16 protein-coding genes are annotated in these 15,840 nt (G+C 60.4%); all 16 read right to left on the bottom strand.

The window, feature by feature from the left end:
* Positions 1-2: 2 nt before the first annotated feature.
* On the bottom strand, positions 3-452 hold the full coding sequence (gene fliJ / locus ABCR88_RS08885; protein ID WP_011059978.1) for a flagellar export protein FliJ: 450 nt from the start codon (positions 450-452) through the stop codon (positions 3-5).
* Between the two features lie 6 nt (positions 453-458).
* Positions 459-1,817, bottom strand: a complete 1,359-nt coding sequence (fliI, locus tag ABCR88_RS08880; protein ID WP_041116665.1) for a flagellar protein export ATPase FliI — start codon at positions 1,815-1,817, stop codon at positions 459-461.
* Positions 1,807-2,652 carry a flagellar assembly protein FliH gene (gene fliH / locus ABCR88_RS08875; protein WP_053149738.1) on the bottom strand — a complete coding sequence of 282 codons (846 nt, stop codon included), beginning with the start codon at positions 2,650-2,652 and terminating at the stop codon, positions 1,807-1,809. The genes fliI and fliH overlap by 11 nt, the downstream gene beginning before the upstream one ends.
* Positions 2,653-2,661: 9 nt before the next feature.
* Positions 2,662-3,681, bottom strand: coding sequence for a flagellar motor switch protein FliG (gene fliG / locus ABCR88_RS08870; RefSeq protein WP_011059975.1), 1,020 nt, complete (start codon positions 3,679-3,681; stop codon positions 2,662-2,664).
* Positions 3,674-5,461, bottom strand: coding sequence for a flagellar basal-body MS-ring/collar protein FliF (gene fliF / locus ABCR88_RS08865; RefSeq protein ID WP_011059974.1), 1,788 nt, complete (start codon positions 5,459-5,461; stop codon positions 3,674-3,676). The genes fliG and fliF overlap by 8 nt, the downstream gene beginning before the upstream one ends.
* A gap of 15 nt (positions 5,462-5,476) precedes the next feature.
* Positions 5,477-5,803 carry a flagellar hook-basal body complex protein FliE gene (gene fliE, locus ABCR88_RS08860; protein WP_011059973.1) on the bottom strand — a complete coding sequence of 109 codons (327 nt, stop codon included), beginning with the start codon at positions 5,801-5,803 and terminating at the stop codon, positions 5,477-5,479.
* A 128-nt stretch (positions 5,804-5,931) separates the two neighbouring features.
* On the bottom strand, positions 5,932-7,338 hold the full coding sequence (locus ABCR88_RS08855) for a sigma-54 dependent transcriptional regulator (RefSeq protein ID WP_325985689.1): 1,407 nt from the start codon (positions 7,336-7,338) through the stop codon (positions 5,932-5,934).
* Between the two features lie 5 nt (positions 7,339-7,343).
* A complete protein-coding gene (locus ABCR88_RS08850; RefSeq protein WP_171820690.1) occupies positions 7,344-8,537 on the bottom strand; it encodes an ATP-binding protein in 1,194 nt (397 codons plus the stop codon).
* 128 nt (positions 8,538-8,665) lie between these two features.
* Positions 8,666-10,141 carry a sigma-54 dependent transcriptional regulator gene (locus tag ABCR88_RS08845; RefSeq protein ID WP_011059970.1) on the bottom strand — a complete coding sequence of 492 codons (1,476 nt, stop codon included), beginning with the start codon at positions 10,139-10,141 and terminating at the stop codon, positions 8,666-8,668.
* A gap of 171 nt (positions 10,142-10,312) precedes the next feature.
* Complete coding sequence (locus ABCR88_RS08840) at positions 10,313-10,609, bottom strand: hypothetical protein (protein ID WP_011059969.1); 297 nt, start codon at positions 10,607-10,609, stop codon at positions 10,313-10,315.
* Between the two features lie 11 nt (positions 10,610-10,620).
* The gene (gene fliS / locus ABCR88_RS08835; RefSeq protein WP_015634629.1) at positions 10,621-11,016 is read right to left on the bottom strand and encodes a flagellar export chaperone FliS; all 396 of its coding nucleotides are present in this window, start codon (positions 11,014-11,016) and stop codon (positions 10,621-10,623) included.
* 128 nt (positions 11,017-11,144) lie between these two features.
* Positions 11,145-12,599, bottom strand: coding sequence for a flagellar filament capping protein FliD (gene fliD / locus ABCR88_RS08830; protein ID WP_183000581.1), 1,455 nt, complete (start codon positions 12,597-12,599; stop codon positions 11,145-11,147).
* Positions 12,600-12,681: 82 nt separating this feature from the next.
* Complete coding sequence (locus ABCR88_RS08825) at positions 12,682-13,053, bottom strand: flagellar protein FlaG (protein WP_015634628.1); 372 nt, start codon at positions 13,051-13,053, stop codon at positions 12,682-12,684.
* A gap of 73 nt (positions 13,054-13,126) precedes the next feature.
* Positions 13,127-13,978: a flagellin domain-containing protein gene (locus ABCR88_RS08820; protein ID WP_011059965.1), complete on the bottom strand. Its 852-nt coding sequence runs from the start codon at positions 13,976-13,978 to the stop codon at positions 13,127-13,129.
* 235 nt (positions 13,979-14,213) lie between these two features.
* Positions 14,214-14,483, bottom strand: coding sequence for a hypothetical protein (locus ABCR88_RS08815; RefSeq protein WP_350023746.1), 270 nt, complete (start codon positions 14,481-14,483; stop codon positions 14,214-14,216).
* Positions 14,480-15,769 carry a 6-hydroxymethylpterin diphosphokinase MptE-like protein gene (locus ABCR88_RS08810; RefSeq protein WP_350023745.1) on the bottom strand — a complete coding sequence of 430 codons (1,290 nt, stop codon included), beginning with the start codon at positions 15,767-15,769 and terminating at the stop codon, positions 14,480-14,482. The genes ABCR88_RS08815 and ABCR88_RS08810 overlap by 4 nt, the downstream gene beginning before the upstream one ends.
* Between the last annotated feature and the right edge of the window lie 71 nt (positions 15,770-15,840).

Below are 15,840 nucleotides of genomic sequence, written 5' to 3'. Positions count from 1 at the left end.
CATCAGTATGGGCTCTGACGAGGCAAGCGCTGGGAAAGTTCATCCAGCAACTTCTGCTCACGCTTGTCCTCAAGCGCCCGCGCCTCGTCGATATAGCGCTGCACCAGCTTGCGCAGCCCCTCGACCCGGGCGTATGCCTGCTGCCAGGCCTCCCGGGCGCGATCGAGGTTGTTCTGGTGCCAGGCCAGGCTCTGTCGCTGCTGACCGACGGCGGTATCCAGCTGGCTGAGAAAGTACTGGTAGTTCATCAGCCAGTGGCCACTGACCCCCAACTTGCCGCGCTCGACCCACTGTTCCTGGTAGTCGCCACGAAAACGCTCCAGGTCCCCCAGCTTGCTCTCGGCCACACGCACCTGGCCGTGAAAGTACTCCAGGCGCTGGGCGGCCGTGCGCTCGGCACTCTCTGCCATGTCCACCACCGGCGCCAGGCGCGCCGCACGGCTATCGGCCATGGCCGGTTACCCGCCCGCTGCCGGAGCGAAAAGCATTTCCAGGTGGGTCTGGCTATGGCCCAGGCTGATGTTGTCATTGAGCCCCTGGCGCAGGTACGCAACCATGGCCGGATGGAGGGAGATGGCCGTATCGGTATCCCGGTCGCCGCCGGCCACATAGGCACCGACGCTGATCAGGTCCCGGGCCTGCTGGTAACGCGACCACAGCTGTTTGAAGTACTGCGCCCGCGCCATGTTGTCAGGGCTGATCACCGCCGGCATGACCCGGCTGATGGAGGCCTCGATGTCGATGGCCGGGTAGTGCCCCTCTTCCGCCAGGCGCCTGGACAGCACGATATGCCCGTCGAGCACGCCCCGCGCCGAGTCGGCGATCGGGTCCTGCTGGTCATCGCCTTCGGACAATACCGTGTAGAAGGCGGTGATCGAACCGCCGCCAGCCTCGGCATTGCCGGCACGCTCCACCAGCTTGGGCAGCTTGGCGAACACCGAAGGCGGATAGCCCTTGGTGGCCGGCGGCTCGCCGATGGCCAGGGCGATTTCCCGCTGGGCCTGGGCGAAACGTGTCAGGGAATCCATCAGCAACAGGACGTTCTTGCCCTTGTCGCGAAAATATTCGGCGATCCGCGTGCAGTACATCGCAGCCCGCAGACGCATCAGCGGAGCATCATCCGCTGGCGAGGCTACCACCACCGAACGCTTGAGGCCTTCCTCACCCAGGATGTGCTCGATGAACTCCTTGACCTCACGTCCCCGCTCGCCGATCAGCCCGACCACAATGATGTCGGCCTCGGTGAAGCGGGTCATCATGCCAAGCAGCACACTCTTGCCCACGCCGGTACCGGCGAACAGGCCGAGACGCTGACCACGACCTACCGTCAATAAACCGTTGATACTGCGAATACCCACATCCAGCGGCTGGCTGATGGGGTCGCGCTTGAGCGGGTTGATGGTGGGGCCGTCCATCGGCACCCAGTCTTCGGCACGCATCGCGCCCTTGCCATCCAGCGCCCTGCCGGCGCCGTCCAGCACACGCCCGAGCATGCTCATGCCCATGGGCAAACGGCCGGTGTCGGCCAGGGGCACCACACGCGCGCCCGGAGCGATCCCGGCCACGCTGCCCACTGGCATCAGGAATACCTTGGTCCCGGAGAACCCCATGACCTCGGCTTCGACCTTGACCGGGTGGTAGCTGTCATCGTTGATCACCATGCACCGGGTGCCCATGGCCGCGCGCAAGCCTTCGGCTTCCAGTGTCAGGCCGACCATGCGCAGCAAGCGGCCCTCAAGGATTGGCTGGCCCGGCAGGCTGATAGCCTGGGCATAGCCCCCCAGGCGCTTGCCGAAGCTGGTGCGTTCAAGGCGCATTGCTAGGGTCCGCTGGCTCGTGCGCGGCGGCGTCAGGGTCAATAGCGGGGTCGGCGATGTCGCTCTGCGGCGCCGACGGCGTCAACGGCCCCAGGTCCAGGCCAAGGTCCGCCGCTGCCGGATGCAGCGATTGTTCGTGCAACTGGTCGGACAGCTGGTCCATGGCCTGGGCGATCCGGGTTTCCATGCTGGCGTCGATACGGCTGTACTCGGTCTCGACCCGGCAACCGCCGGGCAGCAGCGCTTCGTCCTCGACGATGCGCCAGCTTTCCTCATGGCGCTCGCGCAGGCTTTTGACCTGCTCGAAATCCTGCGGATTGACGTACAGGCGCACATTACCGACGCCCAGGGGCAGCAGCTTGAGCGCTTCGCGCATGACATGTTCGATCTGCGTGGAGTCCATCGCCAGCTCGCGCTGGATCACTTGGCGGGTGATATGCCGCACCAGCTCCACCAGGGTCTTTTCAATCTGGGTGTCCTGCTCGGCAATGGGCTCGAACAGGTTGGCCATCAGTTGCTCCAGCGCCTGCAACTTGGCGCTCAGTGCCACTTCGGCTTCCTGGCGCACTTTGAGGGTGGTGCTGTGAAAGCCCTCTTTCTCGCCGGTGGCGAACCCTTCGTTATAGGCTTCCTGGCGGATGCTCTCGAGCTCTTCAAGGGTCAGCGGCTGGACTTCCTCCAGCGGCACTTCCTCGATCTCCTCCTGCACCTCTTCCGGCTCGGGTTCAGGCTCGGGCGGCTCGGGATCGAAACTGGGCAGCGCCCAGACGTCAAAACCCTCGACGTCCCGGGCGCGAATCAGCTCGCTTTGGGACTCATCACTGCTGGACGACATAAAGCGACCTTAGATCATTTCTTCGCCGCCCTTCCCGCCGAGAACGATTTCTCCGGCTTCGGCCATACGGCGGGCAATGGTGAGGATTTCCTTCTGCGCGGTTTCCACATCGCTGACGCGAACCGGACCCTTGGCTTCCAGGTCGTCGCGCAGCAGTTCCGCCGCACGCTTGGACATGTTCTTGAAGATCTTTTCCTTGACCCCTTCGTCCGAGCCCTTGAGGGCCAGCACCAGCACGTCGGAAGAGACTTCGCGCAGCAGCGCCTGGATGCCGCGATCGTCGACATCGGCGAGGTTGTTGAAGACGAACATCAGGTCTTCGATCTGGCCCGACAGGTCTTCGTCCACTTCGCGGATCGAATCCATCAGCTGGCCTTCGATCGAGCTGTCGAGGAAGTTCATGATGTCGGCTGCACGCTTGATACCACCCAGGGTGGTCCGCGATGCGTTGGAGTTGCCGGAGAACTGCTTCTCGAGAATCTGGTTGAGTTCCTTGAGCGCCGCGGGTTGCACGGTGTTGAGCGAGGAAACCCGCAAGATGATGTCCAGGCGCGCCTTGTGGTCGAAGTTGCCGAGCACTTCGCCGGCCTGGTCAGGATCGAGGTAGGCCACCACGATGGCCTGGATCTGCGGGTGCTCGTAGCGGATCACGTCGGCAACGGCCCGCGGCTCCATCCACTTCAGGCTGTCCAGGCCGCTGGTGTTGCCACCCAGCAGAATGCGGTCGATCAGGCCGTTGGCCTTGTCTTCGCCCAGGGCCTGGGTGAGCATCTTGCGCACGTAGTCATCGGAACCGACGCCCAGGCTGGTCTGGTCGCCGACAATATCGACGAACTCGCTCATCACCTGTTCGACCTGCTCGCGGTGCACGTTACCCATCTGCGCCATGGCCACGCCCACCCGCTGGACCTCTTTGGGGCCCATGTGGCGCAACACTTGCGCAGCATCGGTAGAACCCAGGGACAGCAGCAGGATCGCGGCTTTGTCGACCCGGGTCAGTTTGGCGGTAGCGGCTCGGTTATCACTCATCTGCGTTAATCCACTCTTTCACGACCTGAGCCACTCGACCCGGGTCTTCAGCCACCAGACTCTTGATTGCGTTCAACTGAGCGTCATAACCCTCGCTCGGGCTCGGCAGCAGAATGCTCTGCGGGCCGCCGAGGCTCACGCGGTCGTTGCCCAACTCACCGTCCAGGCCGCCCATGCCGCCCAGTTCGACGTCACTGCCCAGGCCTGCCAGTTCTTTGTTCTTGCCGCCGCCAGTGATGTTGTTGAGCACCGGACGCAACACGCCGAACACCAGCACCAGGATGAACAGCACGCCGAGCACTTGCTTGACGATGTCCCAGAACCAGGGCTGCGAGTAGAACGGAATATCGGCGATCACTTCCCCGCGTTCGGCGGAGAACGGCACGTTGATCACGCTGACGCTGTCGCCACGGCTGGCATCGAAGCCCACGGCGTCCTGCACCAGACGGGTGAAGCGCGCCAATTCGTCGGCGCTCCACGGCGCTCGGCTGGTTTCGCCATTGGCCGGGTTGACCTTGACCTGGTCGTCCACCACTACCGCTACCGACAGACGATTCAGGCGACCCTGCTGCTGCTTGGTATGGCTGATGGAGCGATCGAGCTCGAAGTTCTTGGTGGATTGTTGACGCTTGTCCGACGGGTACGGCGCCAGCATCGGCTGGCCGGTGGCCGGGTCCATGATCTGTTGGCCGTTGGCGTCCAGCAGTGGCTGGCCCGGTTGCACCATGCCGGCGGCGGCAGTGGCGCCACCGGTGGTTTGTGGCGCAGAGGCCGGCGCTGGCGGCTGGTTGCTCAGAGCACCCGGCACGCCTTGCGGGCCGTTGCTGCTGGAGCGCTGCTCATTCACCGACTGCTCGCTGCGCAGGGCCGGCTGGTCGGGGTTGAACTGTTCGGAGGTGGATTCCACGGCACTGAAATCGACGTCCGCCGAGACTTCAGCCTTGTAGCGATCGTTGCCCAGCACCGGCTGCAGGATGTTGTGCACCCGCTGGGTCAGCATGCCTTCCAGGCGGCGGCTGTAGTCGAACTGCTTGCCAGCCATGGTCAGTGCGGAGTTTTCCGCCTGGTCGGACAACAGGTTGCCCTTCTGATCGACCACGGTGACCTGGGACTTGTTCAGCTCGGGAACACTGGTCGCCACCAGGTTGACAATGGCCATGACCTGGCCGGGCTCCAGGGAACGGCCGGAGTAGAGTTCTACCAGGACCGAGGCGCTGGGCTTGCGTTCATCACGCACGAACACTGAGCTTTTGGGAATCGCCAGGTGTACCCGGGCGCCCTTGACGTTGTTCAGGCTGGAGATGGTGCGAGCCAGCTCGCCTTCCAGGCCGCGACGGTAACGGGTCGCTTCCATGAACTGACTGGTACCCAGGCCCTGCTCTTTATCGAGGATCTCGAAACCGACGTTGCCGTCACCCGGCGCTACGCCAGCCGCGGCCAGCTTCAGGCGGGCTCGGGACAGGTCATCGGCCTTGACCAGCAAGGCGCCGGAATTGGGCTCTACGGTGTAAGGAATGTCGGCAGAGGCCAGGGTATCCATGACCTGCTTGGCGTCCATACCCGCCAGGCTGCCGTACAGCGGCCGGTAATCGGGTTGCTGGGACCACAGCACCACAGCAAAACCAATCGCCACGCTGGCGGCCAGGCCCACCAACAGGCCGACCTGACGCAGCATGGTCATCTGGGACAGGTTTTCCAGGAAGGACAAACCGAACAGCGGCGGTTTACCGTCGATCGGGGCGGCCTTGGCCGGAACGTTATCGGCGACTGCTTCTGCCATGACTCAATCTCGTCCTTAAACCGGCATCTGCATGATGTCTTGATACGCTTGAACCAGCTTGTTGCGAACCTGGGTCAAGGCTTGAAAAGACACGCTGGCCTTTTGCGAGGAAATCATCACGTCCGTCAGATCGACACCGCTCTTGCCAATTTCAAAGGCACTGGACAGCTGATTGGACGCCTGCTGAGTGTCATTGACCTTGTTCACGGCCTGGCCAAGCATGTCAGCAAAGCTGCTGCCGCTGACTTCTGCCACCGCGGCGGATTTAGGCTGCGACATTGCGTCCATCTGCATGGCACGCATATCCAGCATCAACCGATTAAATTCAACACCTTGGCTCATGGTCTACTCTCTCTGACGACCCGCAATTTTTTGACGCTCACTCAGCGGTTAGTGAGGTGTTAGCAACAAGGGTGCCAGCTCCATGGCCCTTATCGACAAAAGCCCATCCCGGGCTTGCCTCTCACAGATCAGGTCGCGAACAAATAGGCCTCGACGTCCATTCCAGCATCGCGCATCTGCGCCAACTTGTAGCGCAAGGTCCGCGGGCTGATACCCAGGCGTTCCGCGGCCTCCTTGCGTCGCCCGCGCTCGGAGCGCAGGGTATCGATGATCATCTGAAACTCCCGGCGCCGCAGGTCATCGCCCAGGCCGCCGGATTCTTGAGCCGGCGCCTCCACCTCGGCAGCCGTGCCACGCGCCGCCATCTGCACCACGGGCGCCAGCGCCGGCAGCGGAGCACAAGCCACAGGGCCGGCAAGACAGAAATCTTCCGGCTGGATCAAGCCCCCCTGCTGCAGGATCAATGCGCGCTGCAATGCGTTGTCCAGCTCTCTAACGTTGCCTGGCCATGGATAGGCCAGCAGGCACTCCTGGGCCTTGGCCGATAGCCTGGCCGCCGCGTGCTTCATTTTATTGACGTGCTTGGCCAGCAGGCGCTCGGCCAGCGGCAGGATATCGGCGGTACGCTCGCGCAACGGCTTCCAGGCTAGAGGAAATACCGACAAACGGTAATACAAGTCCTCGCGGAAACGACCGGCCGCTACCTCCCCCGCCAGATCGCGGTTGGTGGTGGCGACCACGCGGATATCCAGGGTGATCGGCTTGCGCGCACCCACCCGCTCCACTTCGCGCTCCTGCAAGACCCGCAGCAGCTTGGCCTGCAAGCCCAGAGGCATTTCGGAAATCTCGTCCAGCAGGATGGTGCCGCCATCGGCCTGCTCGAACTTGCCGGGCTGGGCAGAGATGGCCCCTGTGAAAGAGCCCTTTTCGTGCCCGAACAAAGTGGCTTCGAGCATGTTGTCCGGGATGGCCGCGCAGTTGATGGCGATAAACGGCTGATTGACTCGATGGGAATGCTGATGGATATAGCGTGCCAGTACCTCCTTGCCAGTGCCGGATTCACCGGAAATCAGCACCGTGGAATCACTGCGGGCCACCCGCGCCGCCAGCTCCAGCAACTGAGCGCTGGCCGGTTCGAAGGCCACAGGCCCCTCATCCTCGCCAACACCCAGGCCGCCCAAGGCATGGCGCGCCACCAGGTCCAGCAGGGCCCGCGGTTCGAAAGGCTTGACCAGATAATCGGCCGCCCCCTGGCGCATGGCGTCCACGGCACGCTCGACGGCGCCATGGGCAGTCATCAGCAACACCGGCAGTTGTGGCTGGCGGACTCGCAGCAGGCCAAGCAATTGATGACCGTCCATGCCCGGCATGTTGACGTCGCTGACCACCAGGCTGAAGGGCTCCGCGGCCACAGCCTCCAATGCTTCCTCAGCACTGCCGACAGCCTTGTAGTCATGACCGGCCAGCAGCAGGGTATCCGCCAGGGCCTCGCGCAATGAGCGGTCGTCTTCAACCAGTAGAACCTTGATTGCCATTACCTTCACTCCACTCCATGCACGCTGGAGAACAGAGGCAGTGTCACCAGCGCACAAGTACCGCGCCCAGGACGCGAGCGCAGCGACAATTCTCCCTGATGAGCACGGGCTACCGCCTTGACCACCGTCAGGCCCAGCCCGGTTCCATTGGGCTTGGTGGTGAAGAACGGCTCTCCCAGGCGCTCCAGGACCGCGGCGTCGATACCACTGCCACTGTCACTGATGCACAGCCGCAAGGTGTCGCCGCGGCTGTACAGGTGCACCTTGAGTCGCGCCGCGCCGGCACTGGCCTGCACCGCGTTCTCGATCAGATTGAGCAAGGCGCCCACCAGAGTGTCGCGATTGCACAGCAACTCACCGTGGTGGCTATCGCACTGCCAGCGCACGGCAACGTCCTGCACATGGGTCAGGGCCGCGGCCTGCAACGACTGCAACAGCGACTTGGGCGTCAGGCGATCGGTCAAGGGCAATTCGCCACGGGCGAACACCAGCATGTCGCGCACTTGATGTTCCAGCTCGTGCAAACGTTCCTTGAGCCGCCCGGCAAAGCGCTGATGGGTAGCGACCGGCAGTTCCTGCTCAGTGAGATGGCTGGCGTACAGCAGGGCCGCCGACAACGGCGTGCGGATCTGGTGAGCCAGGGAGGCAACCATCTTGCCCAGGGAGGACAGACGCTCATGACGGGCCAACTGGTCTTGCAGATGACGGGTTTCAGTCAAGTCATTGAGCAGCACCAACTGCCCGGGCTCGGCATCCAGCGAGCGCGTGGCAATCGACAGGCGTCGACCGTCGCGCAGGGAAATTTCATGGCCATCGTCTTCGCGAGGGGCAAAGCTGCGGGCGATGATGTTGCGCCACAACTGCCCTTCCAGCGGCAGCCCCAGCAGCTCGCAGGCTGCCGGGTTGGCCTCGGTGACGATGCCATGACCATCAATCACGATGACCCCGCCCGGCAACAGGTCCAGCAGGTTCTGCAGACGGTTGGCCAAACGCTCCTTTTCCGCCAGCTCCTGCATGCGCTGGGCGCTGACCACCGCCAACTCGCCCTTGAGCTCGGTCACCCGGGCCTCAAGCATGCTGTAGGAGTCAGTAAGTTGGCTCGACATCTGGTTGAACAAGGCGAAGGCCTGCTCAAGACCTAGCCGGCTTGCCTGCTCTACGGACGACGATTGCCCCTGTGCATCAGGGGCAGGAGACATCTGGGCGGCTTGGGGCATCGTGCACTCTCGCGTGGCTGACCGTCAGTTAAACGGAACGTTGCAAGAGACTTAGCAATACCCGTGCCTAAAAAAAACCACCCAGTTTTCAAAGACTTGAAAAATCGGCGTCAATCATCCGCCTGTTCATCACCTTCACGACGACTCATACCGTACTTGCGCATCTTCTCCACCAGGGTGGTGCGACGGATGCGCAAACGCTCTGCGGCCCGCGCCACGATGCCATTGGCGTCGTCCAGCGCCTGCTGGATCAGCCCTTGCTCCAGGCTGCCGAGGTAGTCCTTCAGGTCCAGGCCTTCCGGCGGCAGCATGGCCGTGGCGGCGAAGTCTGGCGCGTGACCGTTGATCGCTACGCGCTCTTCCAGATCGCTGCGCAGGCTGTCCACCAACTGCTCGTCTTCGTCATCCACATAGCGGAACTTCTTCGGCAACTCGACGACGCCAATCACACCATAGGGATGCATGATCGCCATGCGCTCCACCAGGTTGGCCAGCTCACGAACGTTACCCGGCCAGCCATGCCGGCACAGCGACATGATGGCGGCAGAGTTGAAGCGTATAGAACCGCGCTTCTCGTGCTCCATTCGCGAAATCAGCTCATTCATCAGCAGCGGAATGTCTTCCACTCGCTCACGCAGCGGCGCCATTTCAATGGGGAACACGTTGAGGCGGTAGTACAGATCCTCCCTGAAACTGCCTACCTCGATCATGCTTTCCAGGTTCTTATGGGTGGCAGCGATGATTCGCACATCAACACCCTGGGTCTTGTTGCTGCCCACGCGCTCGAACGTGCGCTCCTGCAGCACCCGCAACAACTTGACCTGCATCGGCAGTGGCATATCGCCAATTTCGTCGAGGAACAGGGTGCCGCCATTGGCCAGCTCGAAACGCCCGGCACGACTGGTGATAGCACCGGTGAACGCACCCTTTTCATGGCCAAACAGCTCACTTTCCAGCAGCTCTGCCGGAATGGCGCCGCAATTGACCGGCACGAAAGGCGCGTCGCGCCGCTTGGAGTGATAGTGCAGGTTGCGCGCTACCACTTCCTTGCCTGTTCCCGACTCGCCAAGGATCAGCACGCTGGCGTCGGTATCCGCCACCTGCTGCATCATCTGCCGCACATGCTGGATGGCGCGACTGGTGCCTACCAGGCTGCGGAAAAGATTGGGTTCACGGTGACGACCGCGCTCACGGGCCTGATCGTACATTTCACGATAGACCTGAGCCCGGTGCAGGGAGTCCAGCAACTTGCTGTAGCTGGGAGGCATTTCCAGGGTGGAAAGCACACGACGACGCTGGTCTTCAGGCAGATCAATGGAAGAATTTTCGCCCATCAACAGCACTGGAAGGAACTCATCCCAGGTTGAGAGTGTCTTTAACAGGCCCAGAAGTGCACCAGGAGCATTTACGGTCCCGATGAGGACGCAAATTACTTCGCGACTTGACGACAAAGAGCCGACAGCCTGCTGCCAGTCATGGCTACCGCAGGGTAAATTTTCTTCGCCAAGAAAATTTAAAATCACCGCCAGGTCGCGGCGGCGCACGCTATCGTCATCGATCAGCAGAATTTTGGTTTCACGCCACATGCAATAGCAACTTCCCTAGTCAACTCAATGCCCAGATAAGGGGCAAGCTAGACGCGCTTGTAGGCATTTTCTGCCTTATAGACGCCTGAAATCTGAAAACAGCCACTAGTTAAGTCAAAAAAGCGTGCACAGTCAAATTTATGGCGCGCAGTGTTCGGGATTAACTCAACATCAACCGAACAAATGGTAAACCTTTGCCGCGTTCTGTGCTTGCTGGATCTGCGACATCTCGTCGACTATCGCCTGGCGCTCCCCTGTTGCTACCTCAAGCAGCTGCCGGTAGACCCCCAACAACTCCTCCAGATTGTCGCGCAGTGCCGCCTCGTCAACCTCAGCCTCGCTGAGCACGTCCTCCATGCATGAACGGCACGCCAGATCCAGCTCGCCAATGGCTTGCCAGTTGCGTTCGGCCAGGGCGCCGACCAGCGCCTCACGGGTTTCTTCAATGCGTTGCAGGACAGCACTCATGGTGTTCCTCCTTAAAACTGCGGACCCGGTGCGGCAATGGCATCCCAGCCATCCTTGACCGTACGCAGCAGACCGGCGACCTCATCGAGAATCTTCGGATCGGTCTTGATATTGGCTTCAGCCAGGCGCTTCATCATGTAGGTATACAGACTGTCCAGATCCCCCAGGGTATCCAGGGAGTTTTCCAGGTCCAGACCTTCACGCAGACCACCAATGATGCCGATGGCCTTGCTGATGAATATGCCTTTGTTGGCGATATCCTTGCGCTCGATCGCCCCCTTGGCCTGAGCGATACGATCCAGGCCGCCTTCCATCAGCATCTGCACCAGACGATGGGGACTGGCTTCGGAGGTCTGCGCCTGCGCACCGATCTTCTGGTACTGCCGAAGGGCTAACATCGGATTCATGTAATACCTCTTCAAAACTCAAGGGTTCGTATAAGCAATATATCGACGCAACGTCAAAAAACTTTAGGCCAAATACAAAAGCCCGGAGCGCTGAAAAACACTGCCGGGCTTTTGGCGCTGAGTGAATATCAGCCTTTTTGCTGTGCGGTCAAGGCTTCAAACATCGACGTGATATTGCTGGCAGTGGCCTTCAGCTTGCCCACCAGGGTGTCCATGTCGTTGTACTTCTTGGTCAGCACCGCTGTCAGGGTAGCCACCCGGCGATCCAGGGCATCCTGTTGATCACTGAGCTTTTTCTTGGTGATATCCAGGGTCTTGGTACGAGTGGTCAGGATCCCTTCGGTCATGCTACCCACACCCTGGGTAAACGGCTTGATCGCGTTAGTCATGCGTTCCAGCAGACCCGGGTTGGTACCATCACCGGTAAACAGCTTCTGCACTTCACCACCGAGCTTCTTGTCGGTCATGGCAGCCGTGAATTTCTTGTCGTCGAAATCCAGTGCACCGGTCTTCTGGTTGGTGGTGATCCCCAACTGCGCCAGCACTGTCAACTTGTCGCCGGCGCCCGTTTCGGACAGTGGTGCACGAATAGCCGCCAGAATCGAACGAGGCAGCGAGTCACCAGTGAGCTGTGCCGGGATGGTCGGGTTGCCACTGTCATCCAGGGAAGGCTTGGTCAGCGTAGTAATGCCGTTGGCCACGGCATTATAGGCGTCGACAAACTTCTGGATCGAGGTCTTAAGACCCTCAGTGTTTGTGGCAACTGTCACGGTGATCGGCGTGGTGGTTGGCGCAACCAGATTGAGCTTAAGACCGGAAATGGCCTGCGTGACTGTATTGGTCTTGCTGGTCAGTTGCATGCCGTCGACGCTGAAAACCGCGTCCTTGGCCAGCCCACCGATATTGCCGGATGAGGCGGCGGAAGCCGGATTGGTATCACTCGACATCGACTGAGTGCCATCGATCTCCAAACCGGCAATACCGCTGACAGAAATGTCGGTGCCCGCACCGGTCTTTTCGGAGCCGATCACCAGTCGCGATCCGAACGAGTCGGTCACGATGTTCGCGCTGAGCCCGGCCATGTTCATCTTCGAATCGGCGTTGATCGAGTCACGCACCGATTGCAGCGTCGCATTGGCGCCGACGGTCAACGGGTAGTTAATGCCATTTTGAGTGATGTTTAACGTACCACTCGGAATGGCACTGGTATTTCCTCCGCTAAAAGCCGCACTGGCCACTTTTGACGAAGTTGCAAGATTTTTGACGGTAACCGAGTATTTGCCGGCAACCGCATAGTTGTCTGCGGTGGCGTCTACGGTCTTGCTGTCGCTGGAGGTCGCAGCGAAACCGGCAAAGGCGGGATTCACAGAGCTTCCCAGCCCAGCAACCGACAGCGTGCTCTGGAAGGTCGACAACAACGACTGCAATGTCCCGATACCAGAAATGCTGGCGCTATTGGTGGTGGTCGCGCGATCGATCTGACCTTGCTTGGCCGCCTTGTCAGCAGCTACCAACGCCTTGACGATAGCACCGGTGTCGAGGCCGGAACCCAAGCCGGTACCCGGTAGAATTGGACTTGCCATGTGTCTCTCCCTTCAGTGTGCCGCCAGTCTTTTGACCACAACAGCGCTCAAACGTAACCAGCAACAATTTTCATGCCAGCTGTCAGGCCTTGGCACTGAACAACAGACTACTCGCATCATTCAAGCTATTGGCCAGTTTCAGCACTTCTTCATTGGGGATCTGGCGAACCACTTCACCCGAATCACTGGCAATGACTTTGACCACGACCTTTCCGGAAGGCTCGTCGATCGAGAACTCTAGATTGCGCTTGACCGACTGGACGAACTTTTCAATTTCCTGAACGGCCATTTTCAACTTTTCCTGCTCGGTCCGAGCTTCTTTCTTACTGTCCTGAGCTGCGGTTTTGGCAACTGCAGGAACGACCTCTCGAGGCTTCTCCACGGGCTTGTCAGCGACAGGCGTCACCGGCTTGGCCGCTGGATAAGACAAGTTCAGCTTCACGCTCATATCCATGTCCATCACCTCTTAAAGTAAAAAAGCGAGAGAGCACGACCAGCGCACTCCCCCGCCAAAGCTTAGCCAGCTATTACTGAAGCAGTTTCAGTACAGCGGATGGCAGTTGGTTGGCCTGGGCCAGAACTGCGGTCGAAGCTTGTTGCAGAGTTTGCTGCTTGGTCAGCTGGGCAGTTTCAGCAGCGAAGTCGGTATCTTGTACGCGACCCAGTGCAGCACTGGCGTTTTCGTTGATGTTCTGCAGGTTGGAGATGGTGCTGGTCAGACGGTTCTGGGCAGCACCGAGGTCCGCACGGCTGGAGTTGATGGTAGCCAGAGCCTTGTCGATGGCGTCCATCGCGGCCTTGGTGTTGGTCTCGGCAGTGGTGCTGTCGTTACCGGTGATGTTGATGGTACCGGAGTCAACGCCCAGGGTGGCAGCGTCGAAGCCGCTGTCCAGGGTGATGGTGATCTGGTTGGTGGAACCGGTGTTGGAACCAACCTGGAAGGTCATGGTGCCAGCGGAACCGTCGATCAGGTTCTTGCCGTTCAGGTTGGTCGACTTGGCGATACGAGTCAGCTCGTCCGACATCTGAGCAAATTCTTTGTTCAGAGCAACGCGGTCTTGAGTACCGTTGGAGTCGTTTCGCGACTGAACAGCCAGTTCACGCATACGCTGCAGGATGTTGGTGGATTCTTGCATCGCGCCTTCAGCGGTCTGGGCGATGGAGATACCGTCGTTGGCGTTTTTGATCGCCATGGTCTGACCACGGATCTGCGAAGTCATGCGGGTAGCGATCTGCAGGCCGGCGGCGTCGTCTTTTGCGCTGTTGATCTTCAGGCCGGAAGACAGGCGAGTCATCGAAGTCGACAGAGCGTCGGAAGCGCGGTTCAGGTTTTTCTGAACGTTCAACGACGTGACGTTAGTGTTTACTGTTAAAGCCATGACGAATTCCTCGTTGGTTGGGTACTGCGGCTTCCGGCCCTGGCAACCGCCGGGTAATGGCCTAGAGAACCTTCGTAATAGTTATCGTCGGTAATGCAAGTTGCTTTAGGGCTTTTTCAAAAATATTTGCCATCACCCGGCCATCCCTTGAAAAACAAGGGGTTAAGCCGACACCGAACGAAAAACTGACGCCAGAAAATCCCCATCCAAAACACTCGCCCAGCCTGCCGCCCCCTCATCCACCAAACTCGACCTGCAACCAGTCCAGCAGCTCGTACTCCAGATAGTCGGCCAATCCCAACCAGTCCTGCCCTTCCTGGCATGCCAGCATCAGGGTCAGCAATTTCGCCCAATCCTGCTGGACAGGCAGCGCAGCTCCATCCACCAACGACTGGATGGGATCGAACAGCTCAACCATGACACCCACCGCCTCGACATCACGCCCCAGACGAAACAGATCGGCGACTTCTCTGGCTCGGGAAAACACAGGCTCTAGCTGATTCATTGAGCAAAATCCGGGTGAAAGGTGGTACCGAGGATCATCGCGCCATCACGGCTGGTATTGAAAAACGCCACCTCAGGCTGACTGCTGATATAGCGCTCCAGTTCGCACAGGTAGCTGCGGAAATTAAGCTGGGTCTTGACTCGCTGCCCATGCCCATCCAGCACCCAGTGTCGGGCCGCGCCGAGTTGCGGGCCAAGATCGCCGTCATGCCAACCGGCATGGGTACGGTTCATGGGGAACGCGAAGTCCGCACCAAACAGGGTGATCCGTCGCCCTCCCATCTTCACCGCCAGATCCACGGCCGGATGAATCACGCTGCCACCGGCATGCAGCTTTGCCCGGGGTATGCGCTGGCGCAATGCCTGGAACACCGGGCTGGAGGAATAGGCCACATACCGCGGCCCGAGCCAGCCCTCGAGTACCTGCGGGTCCGCCAGCGGCATATACACCAGAGCGGTGCCGTCACTGCCTTGAGCAGGCAGGTGCCGGGTGGAAATTCGCTGGTCGACACTCACCACCAGGTCCACCCGGATGCCCTCTTTGAGCAGCGGCTGGTATGCCGTGTCGACACAGATCAGCAGCGGCCGCTGCGCCTGGCCGGACACGGCGCGCAATGCCGCGTAGTGATGCTCCAGGCTCGGCCCCGTAGCGATAACAAAGACTTCACTCCCGGGATGGCGATCAAACAGCTCGGCAATATCGCGATCCATCCCAACCCAAGGCTCAATGGCAGCCAGGCGCTCGGCGATATCCGCTGTATCTGCGGCAAACAAACGATTATTGAAGGACAGATGAGTCTCGCTGATCAACCGATCGCGGATCTTCGCGTTGTAGTCATCGGCCAGCACCAGCTCGGCCGGCAGGGCGAAAAACGGCAATGCAATCTCCGGCAGGTCGCCGGCATACAACAACTCGACCCGTGGATCAGCCAGCCAGGCCTGCTGTTCCAGCACTTGCAGCACCAGCTTGAACAGTGCGCCATTGAGAATGTGCACATACAGACGCTCCAGCCCCGGCCGCTGCAGCAACGCCATTTGCAGGTCACCCAAGCCACAGCCGTAAAGGTGCAATACCGCCGCCTCAGGCAGGCTGGCGGCCTGGACCTGAGCCTCGCGACTGCGATCATGGCGACTGGTCAGCTGGACCCCGCCAATGCTCAGTGTCGAGCCAAGGCCTTCCACCAGATCCGCCTGCAGCACAGCAGCATCCTCAGCCTGCACCCGTGCCAGCAGCGCCGGCCAGCGCTCGCCAATCACCCGGGCGTTGTGTTCAAAGCTGTCGCTCATGCCGCCTCGCTTATCACTCGTGCAAAAAAATAGCGCTCAAGATTACACCTTGAGCGCTATCTGTGCCGCTG

It is taken from the genome of Pseudomonas sp. W17, assembly GCF_040268305.1.
Lineage (GTDB): Bacteria > Pseudomonadota > Gammaproteobacteria > Pseudomonadales > Pseudomonadaceae > Aquipseudomonas > Aquipseudomonas protegens.
This window is presented reverse-complemented; position numbering and strand designations above follow the sequence as displayed.

Bases quoted from the DNA above. Each gene is read 5' to 3' on its own strand.
- fliJ (WP_011059978.1), bottom strand. From the start codon at position 452: ATGGCCGATAGCCGTGCGGCGCGCCTGGCGCCGGTGGTGGACATGGCA.
- fliI (WP_041116665.1), bottom strand. From the start codon at position 1,817: ATGCGCCTTGAACGCACCAGCTTCGGCAAGCGCCTGGGGGGCTATGCC.
- fliH (WP_053149738.1), bottom strand. From the start codon at position 2,652: ATGTCGTCCAGCAGTGATGAGTCCCAAAGCGAGCTGATTCGCGCCCGG.
- fliG (WP_011059975.1), bottom strand. From the start codon at position 3,681: ATGAGTGATAACCGAGCCGCTACCGCCAAACTGACCCGGGTCGACAAA.
- fliF (WP_011059974.1), bottom strand. From the start codon at position 5,461: ATGGCAGAAGCAGTCGCCGATAACGTTCCGGCCAAGGCCGCCCCGATC.
- fliE (WP_011059973.1), bottom strand. From the start codon at position 5,803: ATGAGCCAAGGTGTTGAATTTAATCGGTTGATGCTGGATATGCGTGCC.
- ABCR88_RS08855 (WP_325985689.1), bottom strand. From the start codon at position 7,338: ATGGCAATCAAGGTTCTACTGGTTGAAGACGACCGCTCATTGCGCGAG.
- ABCR88_RS08850 (WP_171820690.1), bottom strand. From the start codon at position 8,537: ATGTCTCCTGCCCCTGATGCACAGGGGCAATCGTCGTCCGTAGAGCAG.
- ABCR88_RS08845 (WP_011059970.1), bottom strand. From the start codon at position 10,141: ATGTGGCGTGAAACCAAAATTCTGCTGATCGATGACGATAGCGTGCGC.
- ABCR88_RS08840 (WP_011059969.1), bottom strand. From the start codon at position 10,609: ATGAGTGCTGTCCTGCAACGCATTGAAGAAACCCGTGAGGCGCTGGTC.
- fliS (WP_015634629.1), bottom strand. From the start codon at position 11,016: ATGAATCCGATGTTAGCCCTTCGGCAGTACCAGAAGATCGGTGCGCAG.
- fliD (WP_183000581.1), bottom strand. From the start codon at position 12,599: ATGGCAAGTCCAATTCTACCGGGTACCGGCTTGGGTTCCGGCCTCGAC.
- ABCR88_RS08825 (WP_015634628.1), bottom strand. From the start codon at position 13,053: ATGGATATGAGCGTGAAGCTGAACTTGTCTTATCCAGCGGCCAAGCCG.
- ABCR88_RS08820 (WP_011059965.1), bottom strand. From the start codon at position 13,978: ATGGCTTTAACAGTAAACACTAACGTCACGTCGTTGAACGTTCAGAAA.
- ABCR88_RS08815 (WP_350023746.1), bottom strand. From the start codon at position 14,483: ATGAATCAGCTAGAGCCTGTGTTTTCCCGAGCCAGAGAAGTCGCCGAT.
- ABCR88_RS08810 (WP_350023745.1), bottom strand. From the start codon at position 15,769: ATGAGCGACAGCTTTGAACACAACGCCCGGGTGATTGGCGAGCGCTGG.